The sequence below is a fragment of the Leifsonia sp. L25 genome (assembly GCF_050632895.1).
On sequence record NZ_JBODRZ010000004.1, the window covers coordinates 646,904 to 668,333 of the forward strand.

The 21,430-nt window shown below is 65.3% G+C and carries 13 protein-coding genes, 3 rRNA genes and 10 pseudogenes; 22 read left to right on the forward strand and 4 right to left on the reverse strand.

Going from position 1 to position 21,430, the window contains the following annotated elements:
- Positions 1-7 precede the first annotated feature (7 nt).
- A pseudogene (locus ACRAWC_RS24540) lies at positions 8-647 on the reverse strand (LysE family translocator).
- Between the two features lie 31 nt (positions 648-678).
- On the opposite strand from ACRAWC_RS24540, the pseudogene ACRAWC_RS24545 reads away from it, so the two are divergent.
- From ACRAWC_RS24545 to ACRAWC_RS24565, 5 genes and pseudogenes are all read left to right on the forward strand, one after another.
- Positions 679-2,255, forward strand: a pseudogene (locus tag ACRAWC_RS24545) (MmgE/PrpD family protein).
- Positions 2,256-3,227 (forward strand): annotated as a pseudogene (gene prpB, locus ACRAWC_RS24550) (methylisocitrate lyase).
- Positions 3,163-3,531, forward strand: a complete 369-nt coding sequence (locus ACRAWC_RS24555; protein ID WP_431349879.1) for a citrate/2-methylcitrate synthase — start codon at positions 3,163-3,165, stop codon at positions 3,529-3,531. Before prpB ends, ACRAWC_RS24555 begins: the two are co-directional and overlap by 65 nt.
- A 370-nt stretch (positions 3,532-3,901) precedes the next feature.
- Positions 3,902-4,033 (forward strand): citrate/2-methylcitrate synthase, encoded by a 132-nt coding sequence (locus ACRAWC_RS24560; RefSeq protein ID WP_431349986.1) that lies wholly within the window; start codon positions 3,902-3,904, stop codon positions 4,031-4,033.
- Between the two features lie 25 nt (positions 4,034-4,058).
- Positions 4,059-4,250: pseudogene (locus tag ACRAWC_RS24565) on the forward strand (bifunctional 2-methylcitrate synthase/citrate synthase); the annotation flags it as partial.
- 246 nt (positions 4,251-4,496) lie between these two features.
- On the opposite strand, the pseudogene ACRAWC_RS24570 reads toward ACRAWC_RS24565, so the two are convergent.
- Positions 4,497-5,111, reverse strand: a pseudogene (locus tag ACRAWC_RS24570) (acetyl-CoA C-acyltransferase); the annotation flags it as partial.
- A gap of 1,288 nt (positions 5,112-6,399) precedes the next feature.
- On the opposite strand from ACRAWC_RS24570, the gene ACRAWC_RS24575 reads away from it, so the two are divergent.
- Both ACRAWC_RS24575 and ACRAWC_RS24580 read left to right on the forward strand, forming a co-directional pair.
- Positions 6,400-6,750: a hypothetical protein gene (locus tag ACRAWC_RS24575; protein WP_431350023.1), complete on the forward strand. Its 351-nt coding sequence runs from the start codon at positions 6,400-6,402 to the stop codon at positions 6,748-6,750.
- Positions 6,632-7,009 carry an amino acid--tRNA ligase-related protein gene (locus ACRAWC_RS24580; protein ID WP_431349880.1) on the forward strand — a complete coding sequence of 126 codons (378 nt, stop codon included), beginning with the start codon at positions 6,632-6,634 and terminating at the stop codon, positions 7,007-7,009. The genes ACRAWC_RS24575 and ACRAWC_RS24580 overlap by 119 nt, the downstream gene beginning before the upstream one ends.
- On the opposite strand, the gene ACRAWC_RS24585 is transcribed toward ACRAWC_RS24580, so the two are convergent.
- Entirely contained in the window at positions 6,939-7,490 is a 552-nt protein-coding gene (locus tag ACRAWC_RS24585) for a JAB domain-containing protein (RefSeq protein WP_431349881.1), read from the reverse strand. The two genes, ACRAWC_RS24580 and ACRAWC_RS24585, sit on opposite strands and share 71 nt — an antisense overlap.
- Positions 7,491-7,558: 68 nt before the next feature.
- Positions 7,559-7,774: pseudogene (locus ACRAWC_RS24590) on the reverse strand (UPF0758 domain-containing protein); the annotation flags it as partial.
- A gap of 81 nt (positions 7,775-7,855) precedes the next feature.
- Between ACRAWC_RS24590 and ACRAWC_RS24595 the strand changes: the two are divergent.
- The 15 genes and pseudogenes from ACRAWC_RS24595 to ACRAWC_RS24665 all read left to right on the forward strand — a co-directional run bounded on the left by ACRAWC_RS24595 (position 7,856) and on the right by ACRAWC_RS24665 (position 21,427).
- Positions 7,856-8,590, forward strand: a complete 735-nt coding sequence (locus ACRAWC_RS24595; protein WP_431246234.1) for a histidine phosphatase family protein — start codon at positions 7,856-7,858, stop codon at positions 8,588-8,590.
- Positions 8,591-8,634: 44 nt separating this feature from the next.
- Positions 8,635-9,220 (forward strand): annotated as a pseudogene (locus ACRAWC_RS24600) (TlpA family protein disulfide reductase).
- 1 nt (position 9,221) lies between these two features.
- Positions 9,222-9,966 (forward strand): annotated as a pseudogene (locus ACRAWC_RS24605) (cytochrome c biogenesis CcdA family protein).
- Positions 9,967-10,066: 100 nt separating this feature from the next.
- A pseudogene (locus ACRAWC_RS24610) lies at positions 10,067-10,207 on the forward strand (cytochrome c biogenesis protein ResB); the annotation flags it as partial.
- Between the two features lie 112 nt (positions 10,208-10,319).
- Positions 10,320-10,493: pseudogene (locus ACRAWC_RS24615) on the forward strand (cytochrome c biogenesis protein ResB); the annotation flags it as partial.
- Positions 10,494-10,614: 121 nt separating this feature from the next.
- On the forward strand, positions 10,615-10,800 hold the full coding sequence (locus tag ACRAWC_RS24620; protein WP_431349987.1) for a hypothetical protein: 186 nt from the start codon (positions 10,615-10,617) through the stop codon (positions 10,798-10,800).
- A 46-nt stretch (positions 10,801-10,846) separates the two neighbouring features.
- Positions 10,847-11,131 (forward strand): cytochrome c biogenesis protein ResB, encoded by a 285-nt coding sequence (locus ACRAWC_RS24625; protein ID WP_431349882.1) that lies wholly within the window; start codon positions 10,847-10,849, stop codon positions 11,129-11,131.
- A gap of 199 nt (positions 11,132-11,330) precedes the next feature.
- Positions 11,331-11,549 carry a hypothetical protein gene (locus tag ACRAWC_RS24630; protein ID WP_431349883.1) on the forward strand — a complete coding sequence of 73 codons (219 nt, stop codon included), beginning with the start codon at positions 11,331-11,333 and terminating at the stop codon, positions 11,547-11,549.
- 529 nt (positions 11,550-12,078) lie between these two features.
- A complete protein-coding gene (gene ccsA, locus ACRAWC_RS24635; RefSeq protein WP_431349884.1) occupies positions 12,079-12,477 on the forward strand; it encodes a cytochrome c biogenesis protein CcsA in 399 nt (132 codons plus the stop codon).
- Positions 12,426-12,716: a cytochrome c biogenesis protein CcsA gene (gene ccsA / locus ACRAWC_RS24640; RefSeq protein ID WP_431349988.1), complete on the forward strand. Its 291-nt coding sequence runs from the start codon at positions 12,426-12,428 to the stop codon at positions 12,714-12,716. Before ccsA (ACRAWC_RS24635) ends, ccsA (ACRAWC_RS24640) begins: the two co-directional genes overlap by 52 nt.
- 710 nt (positions 12,717-13,426) lie before the next feature.
- A 16S ribosomal RNA gene (locus tag ACRAWC_RS24645) occupies positions 13,427-14,950 on the forward strand.
- A 422-nt stretch (positions 14,951-15,372) separates the two neighbouring features.
- A 23S ribosomal RNA gene (locus tag ACRAWC_RS24650) occupies positions 15,373-18,489 on the forward strand.
- Between the two features lie 136 nt (positions 18,490-18,625).
- Positions 18,626-18,741: ribosomal RNA gene (gene rrf / locus ACRAWC_RS24655) — 5S ribosomal RNA — on the forward strand.
- Together the 16S, 23S and 5S rRNA genes form the textbook arrangement of a ribosomal RNA operon.
- A gap of 1,335 nt (positions 18,742-20,076) precedes the next feature.
- A complete protein-coding gene (locus ACRAWC_RS24660; RefSeq protein WP_431349885.1) occupies positions 20,077-20,433 on the forward strand; it encodes a hypothetical protein in 357 nt (118 codons plus the stop codon).
- Positions 20,408-21,427 carry an HAD-IIA family hydrolase gene (locus tag ACRAWC_RS24665; protein ID WP_431246240.1) on the forward strand — a complete coding sequence of 340 codons (1,020 nt, stop codon included), beginning with the start codon at positions 20,408-20,410 and terminating at the stop codon, positions 21,425-21,427. The genes ACRAWC_RS24660 and ACRAWC_RS24665 overlap by 26 nt, the downstream gene beginning before the upstream one ends.
- The last annotated feature ends 3 nt before the right edge of the window (positions 21,428-21,430 follow it).

Here is a 21,430-nt window from a genome sequence, read left to right on the forward strand (position 1 = left end):
CAAGGCGTCAGTGCTTCACGCCGGTGACGGCCAGCACCCCGCCGAGCCCGATCATCAGCACGCCACCGGTCGCTCCCAGCCGTTCGACCCGCTTGAGGGGAGCGGCCGAACCACTGACGCGCCGTTCCGGCGGCGAGCGCCTAGATGCTGTCGAAGACGAGCGCGAGCGCCAGGAACACGGCGCCGAGCTCGAACAGCTGCAGGGGGATCGCGCCCGCGTGGTAGTCGACGAATTGCGGCAGCACGGCCACGAAGAACACCAGCGACTTCGGGTTCGTCAGCCCCACGACGAAGCCTTCGCTCAGGATGCGCCAGCGCGATCGGCGCGGCGGCGTCGCCTCGTGGGTCACTGCGGTGTGCCGGCGATGCCGGATCGCCTGCACGCCCAGGTACACGAGGTAACCGGCACCCACGAACTTGATGACGGTGAAGAGCACCAGCGATTCTGCGACGATCGCACCGATCCCGAGCGCCACCGCGATCACCAGTGGCAGCATCCCGATCGCGTTCCCGAGCACGCTGAGCAGCCCGCCCAACCGGCCGAGCGCCAGGGAGCGTCCGATCACGAACAGCACGCTCGGACCCGGGATCACGATGAGTGCGAGCGACGCGAGCGCGAACGCCAGCAGCGAGGGACCGGGGACCATGTGCCGAGCGTAGGGGAGGTAGGTTCGTAGCGTGAAGCTCCACAACGTCCGTGTGCACAGCAGCGAAGAGAACCTGGCTCGTCAGGACCAGCTCGCCTGGAAGATCGCCGAGGTGGCGACGGACCCGGTCGAGGTCGACGCGGACGTCGCCGAGATGGTGATCAACCGCGTGATCGACAACTGCCGCCGTAGCGGCCGCGTCGCTGACGCGCCGGCCCGTGGCCTCTGCCCGGGCGCAGGCGCTCGCCCACCCGATCCCGACCCGCCAGCTGAACGAGTTGACGGAGTCGACCGAGCATCCGCAGGAGGGCTCCACGGTCTTCGGCGAATGGCCGACGACGCGCGTCTCGCCCGAATGGGCGGCGTGGGCGAACGGCGTGGCGGTCCGCGAGCTCGACTATCACGACACGTTCCTCGCTGCCGAGTACTCGCATCCCGGCGACAACATCCCGCCGATCACGGCCGTCGCGCAGCACGCCGCCCGGGCCTACGGGCTGAGCGGACGAGGAGCTGATCCGCGGCATCGCCACGGGCTACGAGATCCAGATCGATCTCTGCCCGTGCCATCAGCCTGCACCGCTACAAGATCGACCATGTCGCGCACCTGGGGCCGTCGGCGGCAGCGGGCATCGGAACCCTGCTGGGCCTTCCGGCGGAGACCATCTTCCAGGCGATCGGCCAGGCGCTGCACACCACCACGGCGACCCGGCAGTCGCGGAAGGGCGAGATCTCGAGCTGGAAGGCGCACGCCCCCGCCTTCGCCGGCAAGATGGCCGTCGAGGCGATCGACCGGGCACTTCGCGGCGTAGACCAGCCCGATCGCCGATCTACGAGGGCGAGGACGGCGTCGATCGCCTGGCTGCTGGACGGGCCGGACGCCTCCTACGACGTGCCGCTCCCCGAACGTGGAGAGCCAGAAGCGCGCCATCCTCGATTCGTACACGAAGGAGCACTCCGCCGAGTATCAGGCCCAGGCCTGGATCGACCTGGCGCGCAAGCTCCACCACGAGCACCCGGAGGTCGCCGACTCCTCCCGGGTGGAGAGCATCGTCATCCACACTTCGCACCACACCCACTACGTCATCGGGTCGGGCGCCAACGATCCGCAGAAGTACGACCCGACCGCCTCGCGGGACGCTGGACCACAGCATCCCGTATATCTTCACGGTGGCGCTTCAGGACGGCGGTTGGCATCACGTCGACTCCTACCTCCCGTCGCGCGCTGCACGCCCCGATACGGTCGCGTTGTGGGGCAAGGTGACGACCACCGAGGACCCGGAGTGGACGCGCCGGTACCATTCGACCGATCCGGCCGAGAAGGCGTTCGGCGGCCGGGTGGAGATTCGCCTGGCGGACGGCACCATGATCGAGGACGAGATCGCTGTGGCCGACGCCCACCCGCTGGGCGCGCGGCCGTTCGCGCGCGAGGACTACATCGCCAAGTTCCGCACGCTGGCCACGGACGTGCTGGAGGAGGCGGAGATCGAGCGCTTCCTGGCGCTCGCGCAGCGCCTCCCTGAGCTCGGCGCCGCCGAGCTCGGTGGGCTGACCATCACCGCCCGTGCCGGCCTGCTGACCGGCTCCGTCGCTCCGAGGGGGCTGTTCTAGATGCTGTATTCGTCCATTCCGGCGCACGAGAAGCGCGCCGCCTTCCGCACGCGCCTCGCATCCGGCGAGCTCATCAGGATGCCGGGTGCGTTCAACCCGCTCTCCGGCTCCGACTCATCGAGCGCAAGGGCTTCGAGGGCGTGTACATCTCCGGCGCCGTGCTCTCCGCCGACCTCCGGACTCCCCGACATCGGACTCACCACCCAGACGGAGGTCGCCGGTCGCTCCGCCCAGATCGCGCGGATGACCGATCTGCCGGCTCTGGTCGACGCGGACACGGGCTTCGGCGAGCCGATGAACGTCGCCGCCGCACCGTCCAGGCGCTCGAGGACGCCGGCGTGGCTGGACTGCACATCGAGGATCAGGTGAACCCGAAGCGCTGCGGTCACCTCGATGGCAAGCAGGTGGTGGATGAGGACACCGCGCTCAAGCCGCATCCGCGCGGCAGTGGATGCGCGACGCGACTCGAACCTCCTGATCATGCGCGAGGACGGATATCCGCGCCGTCGAGGGCCTCGAAGCCGCGATCGACCGGGCGAGGGCCCTGGTGGACGCGGGCGCCGACGCGCTGTTCCCCGAGGCCATGTCGGACCTCGCCGAGTTCGAGGCCGTCCGCCGAAGCCGTCGATGTGCCGCTGCTCGCCAACATGACCGAGTTCGGCGAGAGCGACCTCTTCACCGTCGACCAACTGCGGGATGTGGGCGTCAACATCGTGATCTGGCCGGTGTCCCTCCTCCGGCTCGCGATGGGCGCCGCGGAGCGCGGACTGGACCAGCTTCTGGGCCAGGGCACGCTGGAGCCCATGCTGGGCGACATGCAGCATCGCGCCGACCTGTACGACCTGGATGAATGACTACGAGGGATACAACGCGTTCGACACCTCGGTGTACAACTTCGAAGTGCGTCGTGCTGAAGGCCGCTGGCCAGGCCGCGGGCCGGCCGCCCTGTCAGCAGCGAAGGACTCCAGATGACCGACCCGAGATCCACAAGGGACTCGCCGGCGTCGTCGTCGACACGACGACGATCTCTTCGGTGAACCCGCAGACCAACTCCTTGCCGTACCGCGGATACCCGGTCCAGGAGTTGGCTGCGCACTGTTCTTTCGAAGAGGTCGCCTACCTGCTGTGGCACGGAGAGCTGCCGAACGCGGATCAGCTGGTCGCGTTCGAGTCGCTCGAGCGCACTTCTTCGCGGCTCGATGACCGCACGCGGCGAGCGCTGGAAGATGCATCCCGGCGTCCGCGCACCCCATGGACGCGCTGCGCACGGCCGTGAGTCCAGCTGGGCGGCCTGGATGCGATCTCGCCCAGCCGGACGGCATCCTGGACAGCGACCTCGACGAGGGCCGAGCCTGCGACACCTCGGCACAGCTGCCGACCATCGTCGCCTTCATCCAGCGTCGCCGTCGCGGCCTCGAGCCGGTCGAACCCGCGCGACGACCTCGACTATTCCGCGGAACTTCCTCTGGACGGCGTTCGGGGAGGTTCCGGACGACGTGGTGGTCGACGCGTTCCGGGTTTCGCTGGTGCTGTGCACGCGGAGCACTCGTTCAACGCCTCGACGTTCACCGCCCGCGTGATCGCGTCCACCCTGCTCGGATGTCCACTCGGCCGTCACGGGCGCCATCGGGGCGCTCAAGGGGCCGCTGCACGGCGGGGCGAACGAGGCCGTGATGCACGCGTTCGCGGAGATCGGGACAGCGGATCGCGCCGCTGAATGGCTGGATTCCGCCCTCGCCGCGAAGCGCAAGATCATGGGCTTCGGCCACCGCGTGTGAGAACGGTGATTCGCGCGTTCCGACGATGCGCGAGGCTCTGGTGGCCCTGGTCGATCACGACGACCGGCAGGATCGTGCTCGCCCTCTACGATGCCCTCGAGGGGCCATGGCGGAGCGCAAGAACATCAAGCCGAACCTCGACTACCCGTCCGGGCCGGCGCACAACCTCATGGGCTTCGACACCGAGACGTTCACCCCTGTTCGCCGCCGCGCGCATCACCGGCTGGACGGCGCACGTCTGCCCGAGCAGTACGCCGCCAACTCGCTGATCCGGCCCCTCTCGCAGTACACCGGTCCGGAGGAACGCCACCTCGACCTGCTGACCGGCGGCCGCGCGCGCCTCAGCGGTAGAGAAGGAGCAGCGTCGCCCTGGCCGCCCCCGCCGCAGAGTGCAATCGGCGGCGCGTCCCGAGCCGCGTCGCGCCAGTTCGTGCGCGGCGTGGCCGGCGAGTCGCGCTCCCGAGGCTCCGATGGGATGCCCCAGCGCGATCGCGCCGCCGTGGATGTTGACCTTCGCCGGGTCGAGGCTCAGGTCGGACATCGACTGGAGCGCGACCGCGGCGAACGCCTCGTTGATCTCGATCAGATCCGAGCCGGAGACGCTCCAGCCCGCTCGCCGGAGCGCCGCGTCGATCGCGCGCGAGGGCCGCGAGTGCAGCGAGTTGTCCGGCCCGGCCACCTGCCCGCTGGCGCCGACGATCGCGAGCCACCGAGCCCCAGGCGCTCGGCGTTCTCGCGGCTCGATCAGCACGAGCGCCGCTGCGCCGTCGCTCAACGGCGACGAGTTGCCGGCCGTCAGGGTCCCGTCCTGGGCGAAGCTCCGGTCGTAGGCCCGCCAGCGTCTCCGCGGTGGAGTCCCGGTCGTACTCCTTCGTCCGTGCTGACGACGACCAGTTCGCCCTTGCGCCGAGGAGACGGTCACCGGCGCGATCTCGTCGGCGAAGACCCTGCTCGCCATGGCCGCGCCGGCGCGTTGATGCGATCGGGCCGCGAACTCGTCCTGCGCCCTCGCCGCAGCCCGAGCTTCTCCGTGTACTTCTCGGTGGAGGCGCCCATCGATTCGCCGTCGAGCAGGCATCCGTCAGGCCGTCGTGCGCCGCCGAGTCGAACGCCTGGATGGAGCCGTAGTTCCATCCCATGCGCGATCCCGGAAGGACGTGCAGTGCGTTCGATCATCGACTCCTGGCCAGCCGGCGACCAGCCATCGCTTCGCCGGTCCGGATCAGCGCGCTGCGCTCGATCACTGCAGCCAATCCGGAAGGCACACCTTAGTTGATCGTCGTGGCGGGCACGTCCCAGCCGATGCCGCGCCTGATCGCCGATCTGCCAGTGCCGGGCTCTGGCCGGCTCCAGCCTGCAGCACCTGACCGAACGGGACCGTAGTCCACCGCATCCCGGCCGATGCCCGACCGCTCAAAGCCTTCTGCACTGCCATGGTTCCGGACTGGACCGCACTCAGGCGGACGCCAGCGTCCCCTGATCTTTCCCTAGCGGCGTACAGGCGGCGGACAGGATGACGACGTCGTCGGAACTCATGGAGCTACTCCTTCGTGCCTGGTCCCTCCATTCTCACACCAGCCGCGCGGGTAGGCTTGGGGCTCGTGATCCGCCACAGCGTTTGATCAAAGACCTCGCCGCTCTGCCCGACGGCCCCGTGAGGCGTCGCCGCGATGGGTCGGAGACCGTCCGCGACCAGAAGAAGGTGCAGTTCGTCGTCCTGCGCGATGAGTCCGGCGCGGTCCAGCTCGTCAATCCGCGGACCGTCGGAGAGGACGGCATCGTCGGCCGCCGACGAGCCGGCCACCGACGATCTCCGGGCTCTCCCAAGGGACGCTTCGTCGCGCGCCGACGGGCGAGCTGCGAGCCGACGAGCGTGGCCAAGCTCGCGGCATCGAGATCCGTCCTCGTCGCTCGAGGTCGAGATCGGCGGCTAATCCTGGAGACGCCTCATCGCCGCAGACAGTGGCATCGACGAGGCAGCATGGACTGGCGCTTCCTCGACCTGCGCGAGCCGCGGCACGACCTGCGATCTTCCGTGTGCAGACGACCTTCGAGCACGCTCTGCGCCAGTACTGGGTGGACAACGGCTTCGTCGAGATCCACATGCCCAAGCTCAGTAGGCGTCCGCGTCCGGAGTCCCAGAGCCGAGCTGCGCCCGAGCTGCCGTACTTCGAGGACGAGGCCGGCCTACCTGGCGCAGAGCCCCCAGATCTTCAAGCAGATGGCGTGCAGGCAGCCGGTTCCGGCCGCGTGTTCGAGATCGGCCCCGCCTTCGCGCCGACCCGAGCTTCACCGAGCCGGCACGCGACGCGAGTTCACCAGCGTGGACACCCGAGATCAGCTGGATCGACAGCCATGAGGATGTCATGAAGGCGCACGAGGACTCCTTCATGCCGGCTTCACCGCGGCTGAAGGAGAAGCACGGCGAGGAGATCGAGCAGCTCTTCGGCGTCGAGGTGACCGTCCCCTCCACGCTGTTCTCGCGCATCCCGGCTCTCCGAGGGCGAAGCGGATCGTCGCCGAGCGCGCAGGCTACGTCGTGCCGCGCGGAGGACGACGACATGGATCCGGAGGGGCCGGCGCCAGATTCTGCCGCCTATGTCAGAAGAGACCTCACAACCACGAGTTCGTCTTCCCCTGACGGACTACGCCGCGAGCATCCGTCGTACTACCACATGCGGCACCCGGAGGGACCCTCCATCATCCGCAGCTGCTGACCTGATCTTCAACAGTGTGGAGATCTCGACCGGTGCACAGCGTGAGCACCGCGTCGATGTCCTCGAGAAGCAGGCCGTCGAGAAGGGCCTGTCGGTGGAGGAGCTCGAGGACGTGCGCTCGCCTTCCCTTCCGCTACGGCATCCCCCGCACGGCGGATTCGGCATGGGTCTCGCCCGGGTGCTGATGCTCATGCTGCACCTCTCGAACCTGCGTGAGACGACCTACCTCTTCCGCGGACCGACGCGCCTGACGCCGTAGCTGCTGAACCGGCGGTCGGCAGAGCCGCCCAACTGTCTCCTGCGACCAGGATGTGCCCGAGGAAGCGCAGCCCGAGGGTGGCAGCCGCCTGATCGAGCCTCCGCGTGAGCATGAGGTCGGCCACGGATGCGTCGAGCACGCCAGACGTATGGTTGTGCGCCACCGCGAAGGAGCGGCCCCCGCGGGTGAGCACCGCCTGGAGCACGTCCGCAGGCAGAATGGTGGTCTCGTCGACGCCTCCGTCGCGCATGAGCACCAGCTCGATCGGCCGAGCGGCCCGGTCGGCGACGGCCACGACGAACCGTTCGCTGTCCCGGTGCAGCAGCTCGGGCCGCACCACATCGGCGATCGCCTTGTGGTCGACGAGCCGTGTCCACGCCGAGGGTGCGCCGGCGCGCCGCCAGATCTCCGTGATGGCGACCAGCCGGCCCGCGGTCGCCGGTCCGACGCCGGGCAGATTCTCCAGTCGCGCGAAGTCCATCGTCGCGAGCCCGAGGAACCCGCCGGTCCTGCGCCAGGACCGATCGCGCGAGTGCCGAGCACGCTGCGCCCGGTCTGGCCGGATCCGAGCACCAGCGCGAGCACCTCGTCGTCCGTGAGCGATCCGATGCCCAGGCGTCGCATCCGCTCCCGTGGGCGGTCATGGTTCGGGATGTTGCGCAAGAGCCTCACCCTCTTCTTCCTGTTGGGCCATGGCTCGACGCTAGATATCCGCGAACATGAGAAGTCCCGCACGACGGAATCTGTGGATAAGACGCGTGCCATACAGGCCTGTGGACGATTCCGTTGTCCACAGGCGCGCCGTGCTCAGTGAATTCAAGGGGAACCCCTCCGTAGACTGGAGCGGTGGTAGCGAGCCAGGTCCATCTCGTCCGTCATGGTGAGGTGTTCAATCCCGACGGCATCCTGTACGGCAGGTTGCCGGGCTTCGGCCTCTCCAAGCTGGGTCACCGCATGGCCCATGCCGCCGCCGACGAGCTCGCCGAGCGGTCCCGTCCCATCTCGGCCCTGCGCGTCTCCCCGTTGCAGCGCACACGCGAATCCGCGGCGCCGATCGCGGCGACATTCGGTCTCGACCCCGTGATCGACGAGCGCATCATCGAGCCGACGAACCGCTTCGAAGGCACCAGGATGAAGCTCGCCGTCCGGAAGCCGGTCTACTGGCCCTACCTGATCAACCCGCTCCGGCCCAGTTGGGGTGAGGCGTATGCGAGCATCGAGCAGCGCATGCTCGCGGCCGTCCACGACGCCTTCGACTCGGTCGACTCGGGTGACGTGGTGCTGGTGAGCCATCAGCTCCCGATCTGGGTCAGCCATCTGTCGGTCGCGGGGGAGCGGTATGCGCACGATCCGCGCAAGCGACGCTGTGCCTTGTCGAGTATCACGACCTTCGAGCGCCGCGCCGCCGAAATCCCCGCAGCGGCCGCCGACGGCCCGAGCGATGAGTCCGCGGCGCACCCGGGCGAAGCCGCTCCGGTGCATCCGGGCCGCACACCCGAAGCGCAGCGTCTCATCGAGGTCGGCTATGTGGAGCCCGCCGCAAGCCTGCTGGTCACCGCAACCGATGTGGGGGCCGTGTGAGAAGCTCCTTCGGCAGACGCACCCGGCTGCGTCTCCGCGTCCTGATGCCCGTCGCGGCCGCCGTCTCGGCCACAGCGCTCGCCCTCAGCGGCTGCACGGCCAACGACAGCCTCGCCTCGCAGTACCGTTCCGGCAACGGTCGGAACTACATCGCAGGCGACGGCACCGTGAGCGAGTACGCCGCGGGCAGTCGCGGAGCGCCCGTCGCCTTCGAGGAACGCTTCCAGAACGGCGACACCGTCACGTCGAAGGACTACGCGGGCAAGGTGCTCGTCGTGAACTTCTGGTACGCCGGCTGCCCGCCGTGCCGCGTGGAGGCGCCGGCGGCTGGAGCAGCTGAGCCGGGAAGTACGCCGCCCAGGGCGTCGGCTTCCTCGGCGTGAACACCTCTACGACTCCGCGCAGACGGCCGCGAGCTTCGAGAAGGAGAAGGGCGTCACGTATCCGTCGGTGCTCGACCGCGACACCGGATCCGTCCTCCTCGCGTTCAGCAAGACCGTGCCCCCGAAGGCGACGCCGACGACTCTGGTCGTGGACAAGCAGGGCCGGGTCGCAGCGCGCATCCTGGGCGCGATCCCCGACAAGAGCATCCTCGACTCGCTCATCTCCGACGCCGTGGCCGAGCACTGACGTGGGCGGCGTCGGTCAGATCGTCTTCAGCGGGCAGCTTCTGCTGGCCCTGCCGATCGCGCTTCTGCGCGGGACTCGTCTCGTTCGCGTCACCATGCGTGCTGCCGCTCGTCCCGGGCTACCTCGCCTACGTCGGCGGCATCAGCGACCCGGGGGGCGAAGCGCGACCGCTCGCGCCTGCTGACCGGCGTCGCGCTGTTCATCCTCGGATTCGCGATCGTGTTCGTGGCGTACGGTGCGGCCTTCGGGGCTCTCGGCTACTGGCTGGTGCGGTGGCAGGATGTCGTGGTCCGCATCCTCGGAGCCCTCGTCATCGTCATGGGCCTCGTATTCATCGGCCAAGTTCTCGTTCCTGCAGCGCACGATCAAGCCTGCGCGGGCGTCCAGCGACCGGCCTGATCGGGGCACCGCTGCTCGGTATCGTCTTCGGGCTGGGGTGGACGCCGTGCATCGGCCCGACCCTGGCGGCCATCAGCGCGCTCAGCGTCGGCAGCAGTTCGCCCTGGCGCGGTGCCCTGCTCGGCCTGTTCTACTGCATCGGTCTCGGGATCCCGTTCCTGCTCGTCGCCCTGGGCTTCGACTGGGTGGCCGGGTCCGTCGCATTCCTCAAGCGCCACATCCGCGCCATCAACATCGTCGGCGGCGTCCTGCTGGTCGCCATCGGCATCCTGATGGTCACCGGTCTGTGGAGCGAACTCATGTCCCAGTTCTTGGCGGTGATCCAAGGTTTTGAGCCGGCCCTCTGATCACATCGATGCCGCTCCTCCTCGCGAGGACCCGGACGTCGTCCAGCCCAAGCTCGGCCCCGTCGGCTGGCTCCGCTGGTTCTGGCGGCAGCTCACGAGCATGCGGACCGCCCTGTTCCTGCTGCTCCTTCTGGCGATCGCCGCCGTCCCCGGGTCGCTGGTGCCTCAGCGCAGCTCCGACCCGAACGGCGTGACGAAGTACTTCACCGACAACCCGTCGCTCGCCCCGGTGCTCGACAAGCTGCAGTTCTTCGACGTCTACACGTCGGTGTGGTTCTCGGCGATCTACCTGCTGCTCTTCGCGCTCGCTGATCGGGTGCATCATCCCGCGCACCGAGCACCACTTCGACGCCATGCGGGCCAAGCCGCCCAAGACCCCGGTGCGTCTGGCGCGGATGGCCGGCTTCCAGTCGCGGATCCTCCCGGCAGAGCTGCGCACGCGATCGGTCGACCCGATCGTCGGCGCCCGCGAGGTCCTGAAGGCGAACCACTACCGCGTCGCCCTCTATCAGGACGCCGGGTCGACGTCCGTCTCCGCGGAGCGGGGATATCTCCGCGAGAGCGGGAACCTCGTCTTCCACATCGCACCTCCTCGGCGTCCTGCTCGCCATCGGGGTCGGCGGAGGATTCGGCTACACCGGTCAGAAGATCGTCGTCGAGGGCCAGAGCTTCGTGAACAGCCTCCCGTCGTACAACTCGTTCAACCCGGGACGCTTCTTCAGCGACGCGTCGCTCGCCCCGTTCTCCATCGCGGTCGACAAGTCTCGACGTGCGCGTACGAGACGAAGAACCAGGATGCGATCGGCACCCCGCTCGACTACACCGCGCACGTGACCACGAAGGGGCCCGGCGACGCCTCCGGGACGAGACGACCATCAAGGTGAACGAGCCGCTGCCGATCGGAGGCACGAACGTCTACCTCCTGGGCAACGGGTACGCGCCGACGATCACCGTCACGCGACACCGCCGGGCAAGGTCGTCTTCAACGACTCCGTCCCGTTCATCGCCGCAGGCGGACCCGAACCTCACGTCGCTGGGCTTCGTCAAGATCCCGGACGGGCTCAAGGAGCAGGTCGGGATGATCGGCTTCTTCTATCCGACGGTGACCGAGAGCGCAGACGCGCTGCGGGCGCCCTGGCCTCGACGTTCCCGGGGCTCCGAATGATCCGATGCTGAGCTCTGAACGTGTACGCCGGAGATCTCGGGGTCGACGACCGGCGTGCCGCAATCCGTCTACAGCCTGAACACCGACACGCTCGACGCAGCTGGCGGGGCCGGCCGACGAAGACCAAGGCGCTGCGAGCTGAAGCCGGGCCAGACGGTCGAGCTTCCGAACGGGCTGGGGACGATCTCGCTGAGACGGCGTGAAGCGGTTCGCGACGCTGGAGGTGCACCACGACCCCGCGCAGGTGTGGGTGCTGCTCTTCGCGGTGCTCATCCTGGTGCGGGCTGCTCACCGTCGCTCTTCGTCCCGCGGCGCCGGCATGTGGGTCAAGGCCGATCGAGAACGCCGACGGCTCGCTGCACCCTCGAGTACGCGGGCCTGGCCCGCGGTGAGGACCCCAACCTCCTGGCGGCGGTGAGCGACCGTAGCGGATCGAGCACACCAGCGCCCTCGCCCGGACCCCGACGACTTAGGCTTGCACTCGTGACCGAGACACTGTCCCAGCTGTCGACCGGTCTTCATCTACGCGGCGATGGGGCTCTACGCGGCCGCGTTCATCGCGTTCGCGCTCGACCTCGCCCGGCAGGGGAGCGCCGCGCGACCGGCGGTCGAGGCGGCCGTCGTCCCGAGCGCCGTCGCGCGCAGCGTGCGGAGGTGGCGACCCAACCGGTGCGAGCGACCGCCGCACGGATCGCCGCTGATCCGGCGGAGGCACGGTCGGATGCGCCTCCAGCGACGCCGCCGTCGTCCGCGCTCGGCCGGCTGTCCTCCCGGATCAGCACCCGACGTCGAGGACGACGTGATGAACGGCGCCGCGTCGGCGAGTCGTCGCTCACGTGGGCGTTCGGGCTCACCATCGCGGGCTGGGCCGTCCACCTCGTGACGCGTCGTCCTGCGGGGCATCGCGGCGGACTCGGGTGCCGTGGGCCAACATGTGGGAGTTCTCGATGACCGGCACGCTGGTCATCGTCGGGGTCTTCCTGGTGGCGAACCTCAAGTGGGCCGATCAAGTACGTGGGCACGTTCGTGCATCGGCCTGGTGCTCGTGCTCCAGGGCATCGCGCTTGCTGCGGTACTTCGTCCCGGTGGTCCCGCTGCAGCCGGCGCTGCAGTCGTACTGGCTGGTCATCCACATCATCGTGGCCGTGCTGGGCACGGCGTTCTTCGCGCTCGGCTTCGCGCTCTCCGGCCTGCAGCTGCTCGCAGTACCGGCGCGAGCGCCAGGTGGCCGAGTCGCGGCCCCAGCAATTCCGGTTCCTGTCGACGCTTCCCGAGCTCGGTCGCGCTCGAGAACCTGGCGTACCGGATCAACATCGTCGGCTTCATCGCCTGGACCTTCACCCTGATCGCCGGTGCCATCTGGGCCGAGAAGGCGTGGGGCCGCTACTGGGGCTGGGACACCAAGGAGGTCTGGACGTTCATCATCTGGGTGATCTACGCCGGATACATCCACGCGCGGGCGACCCGCGGCTGGCGCGGATCGCGTTCTGCGTGGCTCGCGATCATCGGCTTCGGCGCGGTGCTGTTCAACTTCGGCATCGTCAACGTGTTCTTCCACGGACTGCACGCGTACTCCGGACTGTGACTCCGCGATCCCTCACCGACGATTCCCCCGCAAGCCCGCACGGCTTCGCGGGCGCTTCCTGCGTAGTGCGGCCGCGTTGCAGAGTGGCGCAGCAGGACAATCCGCGTGATTCACGCGGAAGTCGAGCCGGCGACACGCCCGGGATGTGGGCGGAATTTGCGACGACCCGAGAGGCCTGCGTAAAGTACTTACTTGTCACCCCAAAGGTGCGGGAGAGCGGAAGAGCTCCCCGGCCTCAAGCGGGACCAAATCCTTAGCCTAGCGGCAAACCTGAACTTGAATTAGTTCGCTTGCTGCGCTTAGGATTAACACCCACTCACTGAGCAGGTCTAACCGGTTCGGATCGTGTGAATCGGATGTGCCCACACGATCGGGCGAACGAAGGAGCGCGAAACGGCCGACTTGACAAACTGACTGAGAGTGGTAAGGTAGAGAAGTTGCCTCGCAGAGACAGCCCGAGAGGGTTGAAGAGTGAGAGCGTCCGATCCTTGAGAACTCAACAGCGTGCACAATGTCAAATGCCAAACAACCTCGGCATTGACCTTCGAAGACCTCGGTCTGAATAGTCGATGCATGAGATTCCTTTGGATTAGAAACAGAATGTCAGTAGATATTCGAAACTAGTCAAGACAAACTCGCAGTGAGACGAGCATATTTCCTGCTCTGAGCCCGCACTATGTTTCCAGTCGCTTGCGACTCGGAGCTAAACATTTATGGAGAGTTTGATCCTGGCTCAGGACGAACGCTGGCGGCGTGCTTAACACATGCAAGTCGAACGATGAACCTGGAGCTTGCTCTAGGGGATTAGTGGCGAACGGGTGAGTAACACGTGAGTAACCTGCCCTTGACTCTGGGATAACCTCCGGAAACGGAAGCTAATACCGGATATGACGCACGGAGGCATCTCCTGTGCGTGGAAAGAACTTCGGTCAAGGATGGACTCGCGGCCTATCAGGTAGTTGGTGAGGTAACGGCCCACCAAGCCTACGACGGGTAGCCGGCCTGAGAGGGTGACCGGCCACACTGGGACTGAGACACGGCCCAGACTCCTACGGGAGGCAGCAGTGGGGAATATTGCACAATGGGCGCAAGCCTGATGCAGCAACGCCGCGTGAGGGATGACGGCCTTCGGGTTGTAAACCTCTTTTAGTAGGGAAGAAGCGAAAGTGACGGTACCTGCAGAAAAAGCACCGGCTAACTACGTGCCAGCAGCCGCGGTAATACGTAGGGTGCGAGCGTTGTCCGGAATTATTGGGCGTAAAGAGCTCGTAGGCGGTCTGTCGCGTCTGCTGTGAAAACCCGAGGCTCAACCTCGGGCCTGCAGTGGGTACGGGCAGACTAGAGTGCGGTAGGGGAGAATGGAATTCCTGGTGTAGCGGTGGAATGCGCAGATATCAGGAGGAACACCGATGGCGAAGGCAGTTCTCTGGGCCGTAACTGACGCTGAGGAGCGAAAGCGTGGGGAGCGAACAGGATTAGATACCCTGGTAGTCCACGCCGTAAACGTTGGGCGCTAGATGTGGGGACCATTCCACGGTTTCCGTGTCGCAGCTAACGCATTAAGCGCCCCGCCTGGGGAGTACGGCCGCAAGGCTAAAACTCAAAGGAATTGACGGGGGCCCGCACAAGCGGCGGAGCATGCGGATTAATTCGATGCAACGCGAAGAACCTTACCAAGGCTTGACATATACGAGAACGGGCCAGAAATGGTCAACTCTTTGGACACTCGTAAACAGGTGGTGCATGGTTGTCGTCAGCTCGTGTCGTGAGATGTTGGGTTAAGTCCCGCAACGAGCGCAACCCTCGTTCTATGTTGCCAGCGCGTAATGGCGGGAACTCATAGGAGACTGCCGGGGTCAACTCGGAGGAAGGTGGGGATGACGTCAAATCATCATGCCCCTTATGTCTTGGGCTTCACGCATGCTACAATGGCCGGTACAAAGGGCTGCAATACCGTAAGGTGGAGCGAATCCCAAAAAGCCGGTCTCAGTTCGGATTGAGGTCTGCAACTCGACCTCATGAAGTCGGAGTCGCTAGTAATCGCAGATCAGCAACGCTGCGGTGAATACGTTCCCGGGCCTTGTACACACCGCCCGTCAAGTCATGAAAGTCGGTAACACCCGAAGCCAGTGGCCCAACCCTTGTGGAGGGAGCTGTCGAAGGTGGGATCGGTGATTAGGACTAAGTCGTAACAAGGTAGCCGTACCGGAAGGTGCGGCTGGATCACCTCCTTTCTAAGGAGCATCTGGCACCCTCGGGTGTCCAGGCGCCGGATCTGAGCGAACGTCTCAGCCGGTTAGCTCATGGGTGGAACATTGACATTGGTGCGGAGCCGAATGGCTCGAACTCAGTACGTCTCCTCGGGATAGGAAAAGTTCGGACCCGGAAGCCCTGCACATGCACGCTGTTGGGTCCTGAGGGACCGGGCCTCATCCAATCGGATGGGAACTGGACCTCTGGACCTTTTCTGGTCGGCCATAACTGGGCCGGCGGAGAAGGTACCGCCCGTACTTTGAGAACTACACAGTGGACGCGAGCATCTTAGATTCGAACCTTCGGGTTCGAATCACATAGATCACAGTACTTATGTACTGATAGATCATTGGTCAATCTGCTCATCTTCGGATGAGTCGATCGATTCTATAAACTCATGTGATTTCAAGTTTCTAAGAGCAAACGGTGGATGCCTTGGCATCTGGAGCCGAAGAAGGACGTAGTAATCTGCGATAAGCCTCGGGGAGCTGATAAACGAGCTTTGATCCGAGGATCTCCGAATGGGGAAACCCCGCTGGGCCCGTAATGGTGACCCAGTGACTCCCGCCTGAATATATAGGGCGGGTAGAGGGAACGTGGGGAAGTGAAACATCTCAGTACCCACAGGAAGAGAAAGCAAAAGCGATTCCGTTAGTAGTGGCGAGCGAAACCGGAAGAGGCTAAACCGATCATGTGTGATAGCCGGCAGGCGTTGCATGGTCGGGGTTGCGGGACTTTTCAGCAGCTTCTGCCGAACTGCAAGCGTTACAAAGGATCATAGGCGAATGGTATTGAAAGGCCAGTCATAGAGGGTGCCAACCCCGTAGCCGAAATGGTCCAATGGCGCGAAGAGTATCCCAAGTAGCACGGGGCCCGAGAAATCCCGTGTGAATCTGTCAGGACCACCTGATAAGCCTAAATACTCCCAGATGACCGATAGCGGACAAGTACCGTGAGGGAAAGGTGAAAAGTACCCCGGGAGGGGAGTGAAATAGTACCTGAAACCGTTTGCTTACAAACCGTTGGAGCCTCCTTGTAGGGGTGACAGCGTGCCTTTTGAAGAATGAGCCTGCGAGTTAGCGATATGTGGCGAGGTTAACCCGTGAGGGGTAGCCGTAGCGAAAGCGAGTCTGAATAGGGCGATTCAGTCGCATGTCCTAGACCCGAAGCGAAGTGATCTATCCATGGCCAGGTTGAAGCGACGGTAAGACGTCGTGGAGGACCGAACCCACTTAGGTTGAAAACTGAGGGGATGAGCTGTGGATAGGGGTGAAAGGCCAATCAAACTTCGTGATAGCTGGTTCTCTCCGAAATGCATTTAGGTGCAGCGTTGCGTGTTTCTTGCCGGAGGTAGAGCTACTGGATGGCCGATGGGCCCCAAAAGGTTACTGACGTCAGCCAAACTCCGAATGCCGGTAAGTGAGAGCGCAGCAGTGAGACGGTGGGGGATAAGCTTCATCGTCGAGAGGGAAACAACCCAGACCACCAACTAAGGTCCCTAAGCGCGTGCTAAGTGGGAAAGGATGTGGAGTTGCACAGACAACCAGGAGGTTGGCTTAGAAGCAGCCACCCTTGAAAGAGTGCGTAATAGCTCACTGGTCAAGTGATTCCGCGCCGACAATGTAACGGGGCTCAAGCACGCCACCGAAGTTGTGGCATTGACATTATTGGTAGGCCTTCGTGGTCCAGCCGTGTTGATGGGTAGGAGAGCGTCGTGTGGCGAGTGAAGCGGCGGTGTAAACCAGCCGTGGACGCCACACGAGTGAGAATGCAGGCATGAGTAGCGAAAGACGGGTGAGAAACCCGTCCTCCGAAAGACCAAGGGTTCCAGGGCCAGGCTAATCCGCCCTGGGTAAGTCGGGACCTAAGGCGAGGCCGACAGGCGTAGTCGATGGACAACGGGTTGATATTCCCGTACCGGCGAAGAACCGCCCAAGCTAATCCAGTGGTGCTAAGAGTCCTAATCCTGGACACGGATCCCTTCGGGGTGAAGGTCCGGGCCTAACGCTCGACCCCATGCTGGTGCGGCTAGCGTATTAACAGGTGTGACGCAGGAAGGTAGCCCAGCCGGGCGATGGTTGTCCCGGTGTAAGTGTGTAAGCCGAGAGATAGGCAAATCCGTCTCTCACATAGGCCCAGGCACGATGCGTAGTCTTCATTGACGAAATGGGTGATCCTATGCTGCCGAGAAAAGCATCGACGCGAGGTTCCAGCCGCCCGTACCCCAAACCGACTCAGGTGGTCAGGTAGAGAATACCAAGGAGATCGAGAGAATCGTGGTTAAGGAACTCGGCAAAATGCCCCCGTAACTTCGGGAGAAGGGGGGCCTGAGGCGTGAACGGACTTGCTCCGGGAGCGTTTGAAGGCCGCAGAGACCAGTGGGAAGCGACTGTTTACTAAAAACACAGGTCCGTGCCAAGTCGCAAGACGATGTATACGGACTGACGCCTGCCCGGTGCTGGAAGGTTAAGAGGAAGGGTTAGCTTCGGCGAAGCTCAGAATTTAAGCCCCAGTAAACGGCGGTGGTAACTATAACCATCCTAAGGTAGCGAAATTCCTTGTCGGGTAAGTTCCGACCTGCACGAATGGCGTAACGACTTCCCAGCTGTCTCAACCGCGAACTCGGCGAAATTGCACTACGAGTAAAGATGCTCGTTACGCGCAGCAGGACGGAAAGACCCCGTGACCTTTACTACAGCTTGGTATTGGTGTTCGGTGTGGCTTGTGTAGGATAGGTGGGAGACTTTGAAGCGCGGCACGCCAGTGTTCGGTGGAGTCATTGTTGAAATACCACTCTGGTCACTCTGGATATCTAACTTAGAACCGTAATCCGGTTCAGGGACAGTGCCTGGTGGGTAGTTTAACTGGGGCGGTTGCCTCCCAAAAAGTAACGGAGGCGCCCAAAGGTTCCCTCAACCTGGTTGGCAATCAGGTGTCGAGTGTAAGTGCACAAGGGAGCTTGACTGTGAGACTGACAAGTCGAGCAGGGACGAAAGTCGGGACTAGTGATCCGGCAGTGGCTTGTGGAAGCGCTGTCGCTCAACGGATAAAAGGTACCTCGGGGATAACAGGCTGATCTTGCCCAAGAGTCCATATCGACGGCATGGTTTGGCACCTCGATGTCGGCTCGTCGCATCCTGGGGCTGGAGTAGGTCCCAAGGGTTGGGCTGTTCGCCCATTAAAGCGGTACGCGAGCTGGGTTTAGAACGTCGTGAGACAGTTCGGTCCCTATCCGCTGCGCGCGTAGGAAATTTGAGAGGATCTGACCCTAGTACGAGAGGACCGGGTTGGACGAACCTCTGGTGTGCCAGTTGTTCCGCCAGGAGCACCGCTGGTTAGCTACGTTCGGGATGGATAACCGCTGAAAGCATCTAAGCGGGAAGCCGGCCTCAAGATGAGATTTCCATGCCTTCGGGCGAGAGGCTCCCAGCTAGACTACTGGGTTGATAGGCCGGATGTGGAAGTGGGGACTAAAGACCCATGGAGCTGACCGGTACTAATAAGCCGATAACTTGATAATCACCACTCTCATGCATCGTTGTAAGGCTGGCATGAGGGGCCAGAGATTGCCCGCGTCCACTATGTGGTTCTCGATGTACGGTCGAGAACTGATTCGAGCTAACGCTTGATCGTTCACTTTGATACATCAATAGTGTTTCGGCGGCCATAGCGAGAGGGAAACGCCCGGTTACATTCCGAACCCGGAAGCTAAGACTCTCTGCGCCGATGGTACTGCAGGGGGACCCTGTGGGAGAGTAGGACACCGCCGGACTTCTTTGTGAGATGGCCACCCAGTGATGGGTGGCCATTTCGTGTTAACGGGGTCGCTGGCGGCGCAAAGCATAGGCTGGGCCCGACCCCGTGTAATCGACAGGAGCACCCGTGAGCGACACCCCGTCCGACGAGAACCCTCGCAACGAGCGGTCCGAGGGCCGGCAGCAGCCGGGACGTCCCGGCCGGTCCGGAGACGGCCAGCGCCGTCCGGGTGACGACGACGGCCGTCGCGGGCGCCCGCAGTCGAGCGGCCGCCCCAGTCGAGTGGCCGTCCGCACGGGGTGGCGGCGCATCGCGTAACCGATCCGCATCCGGCAGCGGTCGCGGGCAGTGGCGCGGCGATCGCGAGGGCGAGCGCGGAAGCGAGGGCCGTCGCAACAGTGGCGACCGCCCGCGGCGTTCCCAGGACGGCTACCGCCCCAGCGGCGACGCCGATCGCTCCGGCTCGCGTCGCGGAAGCGGCCACCGCTCGGCCGGTTCGCAGCAGCACGGCGCGTCGCGTTCCACCGAGCGAGGAGGGTTCCGCCCATCCGCAGGATCGCGGGACGGTCGTTCGGGCGAGCGGGCTCCGGGAGGATACCGCGGCGGCGAGCGGGACGGTCGTTCGGGTGAGCGGTCGTCGGGTGGATACCGCGGCGCCGAGCGGAGCGGCTCGGGCGAGCGAGCGGTTCGGCCCTGGGAGCGCCGACCGCAAGCAGGGCGGCTTCCGTGACGACAGGCGTGGAGGAGCTCCGCGCGGTCGCGACGGCGGTGCTCGGCGCGACGGCGGTCAGCGCAGCGGCCGTGACGAGAAGCTCTGGACGCGCAACGGAGCTCCCGCGCGCGGGGACCGCGACGCTCGGGACGAGCGCAGGCAGTACGACGAGAACGAGCAGCGTTCGCGTGAACTCCAGTCGGTTCGGCCCCGGCACGACGACCCGATCATCCCGGACGACGTCCAGGCACGCGACCTGCCCGGCGAGGCGCGCGTCGAGCTCAAGACCCTGAGCAAGGACAACGCCGACTGGGTGGCCAAGCACCTCGTCATGGCCGGCCGGCTGATCGAATCCGATCCGCAACTTGCACACGAGCATGCCGTGTCGGCGTCTCGCCGAGCCGGGCGGGTCGCCGTGGTCCGCGAGACGCTCGCGATCACCGCCTACGCCACAGGCGACTTCGCTCTGGCGCTGCGTGAGCTGCGCACGTACCGGCGGATCTCCGGTTCCAATGACCAGCTTCCCCTGATGGTCGACAGCGAGCGCGGGGTGGGCCGGCCGGATCGTGCGCTCGAGCTGGGGCGCTCGGTCGACCGCTCGACGCTTCGGTCGACGTCCAGGTCTCCCTGGCGATCGCCATGTCGGGAGCCCGCCTGGACCTGGGGCAGCCAGAGGCCGCACTCGCCGAGCTCGAGATCCCCCAGCTCGACCCCGACCGGGCGTTCAGCTACAGTGCGGACCTGTTCCACGCGTACGCGGAGGTCCTCGAGGAGCTCGGGCGGGAGGCGCAGGCCCGTCAGTGGCGCGAGCGCGCAGAACGCGCAGAGGCTGCGCTGGATGTGGCGCACGCTCTCGACGAGCACGAGACGGTCGACATCATCGAAGAGGACATCGTCATCGACTCCTCCGACGAAGCGCCGGAACCGGCGACAGGCGAGGGGACGGACGACGGGAAGGACGAGCCGAACGATGGCCCTGTTTCGACGGAGCAGTGAGGGCGCGACGCCACTTGACGGCGTCGACCTCGTGCTGGCGGACCTCGACGGCGTCGTCTACAAGGGCGCGGACCCCATCCCCTTCGCCGTAGAGAGCCTGAACGGCGTGGCCGACAGCATCCGCGTCGGCTACATCACCAACAACGCGTCCAGGACGGATGCGACCGTGGCGAGCCACCTCACCGAGCTCGGCCTGCATGTCCAACCGTCCGATGTCGTCACGTCGCCCCAGGCCGCCGTTCGCCTGCTGGCCCAGCACGTTCCCGCCGGTTCCAGCATCCTCGTCGTCGGCGGGGACGGACTGGTGGATGAGGTGCAGAAGGCCGGGTTCACGGTGACCCGATCCGCCGAGGACGGGCCGGCCGCGGTGATCCAGGGATTCTCCCCGGAGCTCGGTTGGGCAGAGCTCGCGGAGGCCTCGTTCGCGCTGCAGGGGCGCACGGACGCCGAGCGGCCGTGGATCGCGACGAACACGGACTGGACGATTCCCGTCGCTCGCGGCATCGCCCCGGGGAACGGCACCCTCGTCTCGGCGGTGCACACCGCTGTCGGCCGGCTGCCGCTCGTCGCGGGCAAGCCGGAGCGGGCGATCTTCGACGAGGCGGTCGCGCGTTTCGGAGCCCGCAAGCCTCTGTTCATCGGCGACCGGCTGGATACGGATGTGCTCGGCGCGAACCGGGCGGGCATCGACTCCGTCCTGGTGCTGACCGGGATCGACACGGGAAAGCAGCTGCTTTCGGCGGACGCCGACTCGCGCCCGACGTACATCCTCCGCGACCTGCGCGGCCTCACCGAGCCCTATCCGGAGATCCGGACGGCCCGCAACGGGGCCGTGAGCGTCCGCAATGCGGCGGTCGCGATCGACGGCAACGACGTACGGATCGTGTCCGAGGGGTCCGACGAGGTCGACCTGCTGCGCGCCGCATGCGCCGTCATCTGGAACTCGGGTCGTGCCATCTACGGACTGGACGTGCCGGAGCGGCTGTACGCCTGATGC

What these genes read in the sequence shown, in the direction of transcription:
- ACRAWC_RS24660 (WP_431349885.1), top strand. Translation starts at nt 20,077, where the DNA reads ATGTCGGGAGCCCGCCTGGACCTGGGGCAGCCAGAGGCCGCACTCGCC.
- ACRAWC_RS24585 (WP_431349881.1), bottom strand. Translation starts at nt 7,490, where the DNA reads ATGGACTTCGCGCGACTGGAGAATCTGCCCGGCGTCGGACCGGCGACC.
- ACRAWC_RS24580 (WP_431349880.1), top strand. Translation starts at nt 6,632, where the DNA reads ATGTCAGAAGAGACCTCACAACCACGAGTTCGTCTTCCCCTGACGGAC.
- ACRAWC_RS24575 (WP_431350023.1), top strand. Translation starts at nt 6,400, where the DNA reads ATGAAGGCGCACGAGGACTCCTTCATGCCGGCTTCACCGCGGCTGAAG.
- ccsA (WP_431349884.1), top strand. Translation starts at nt 12,079, where the DNA reads ATGACCGGCACGCTGGTCATCGTCGGGGTCTTCCTGGTGGCGAACCTC.
- ACRAWC_RS24665 (WP_431246240.1), top strand. Translation starts at nt 20,408, where the DNA reads ATGGCCCTGTTTCGACGGAGCAGTGAGGGCGCGACGCCACTTGACGGC.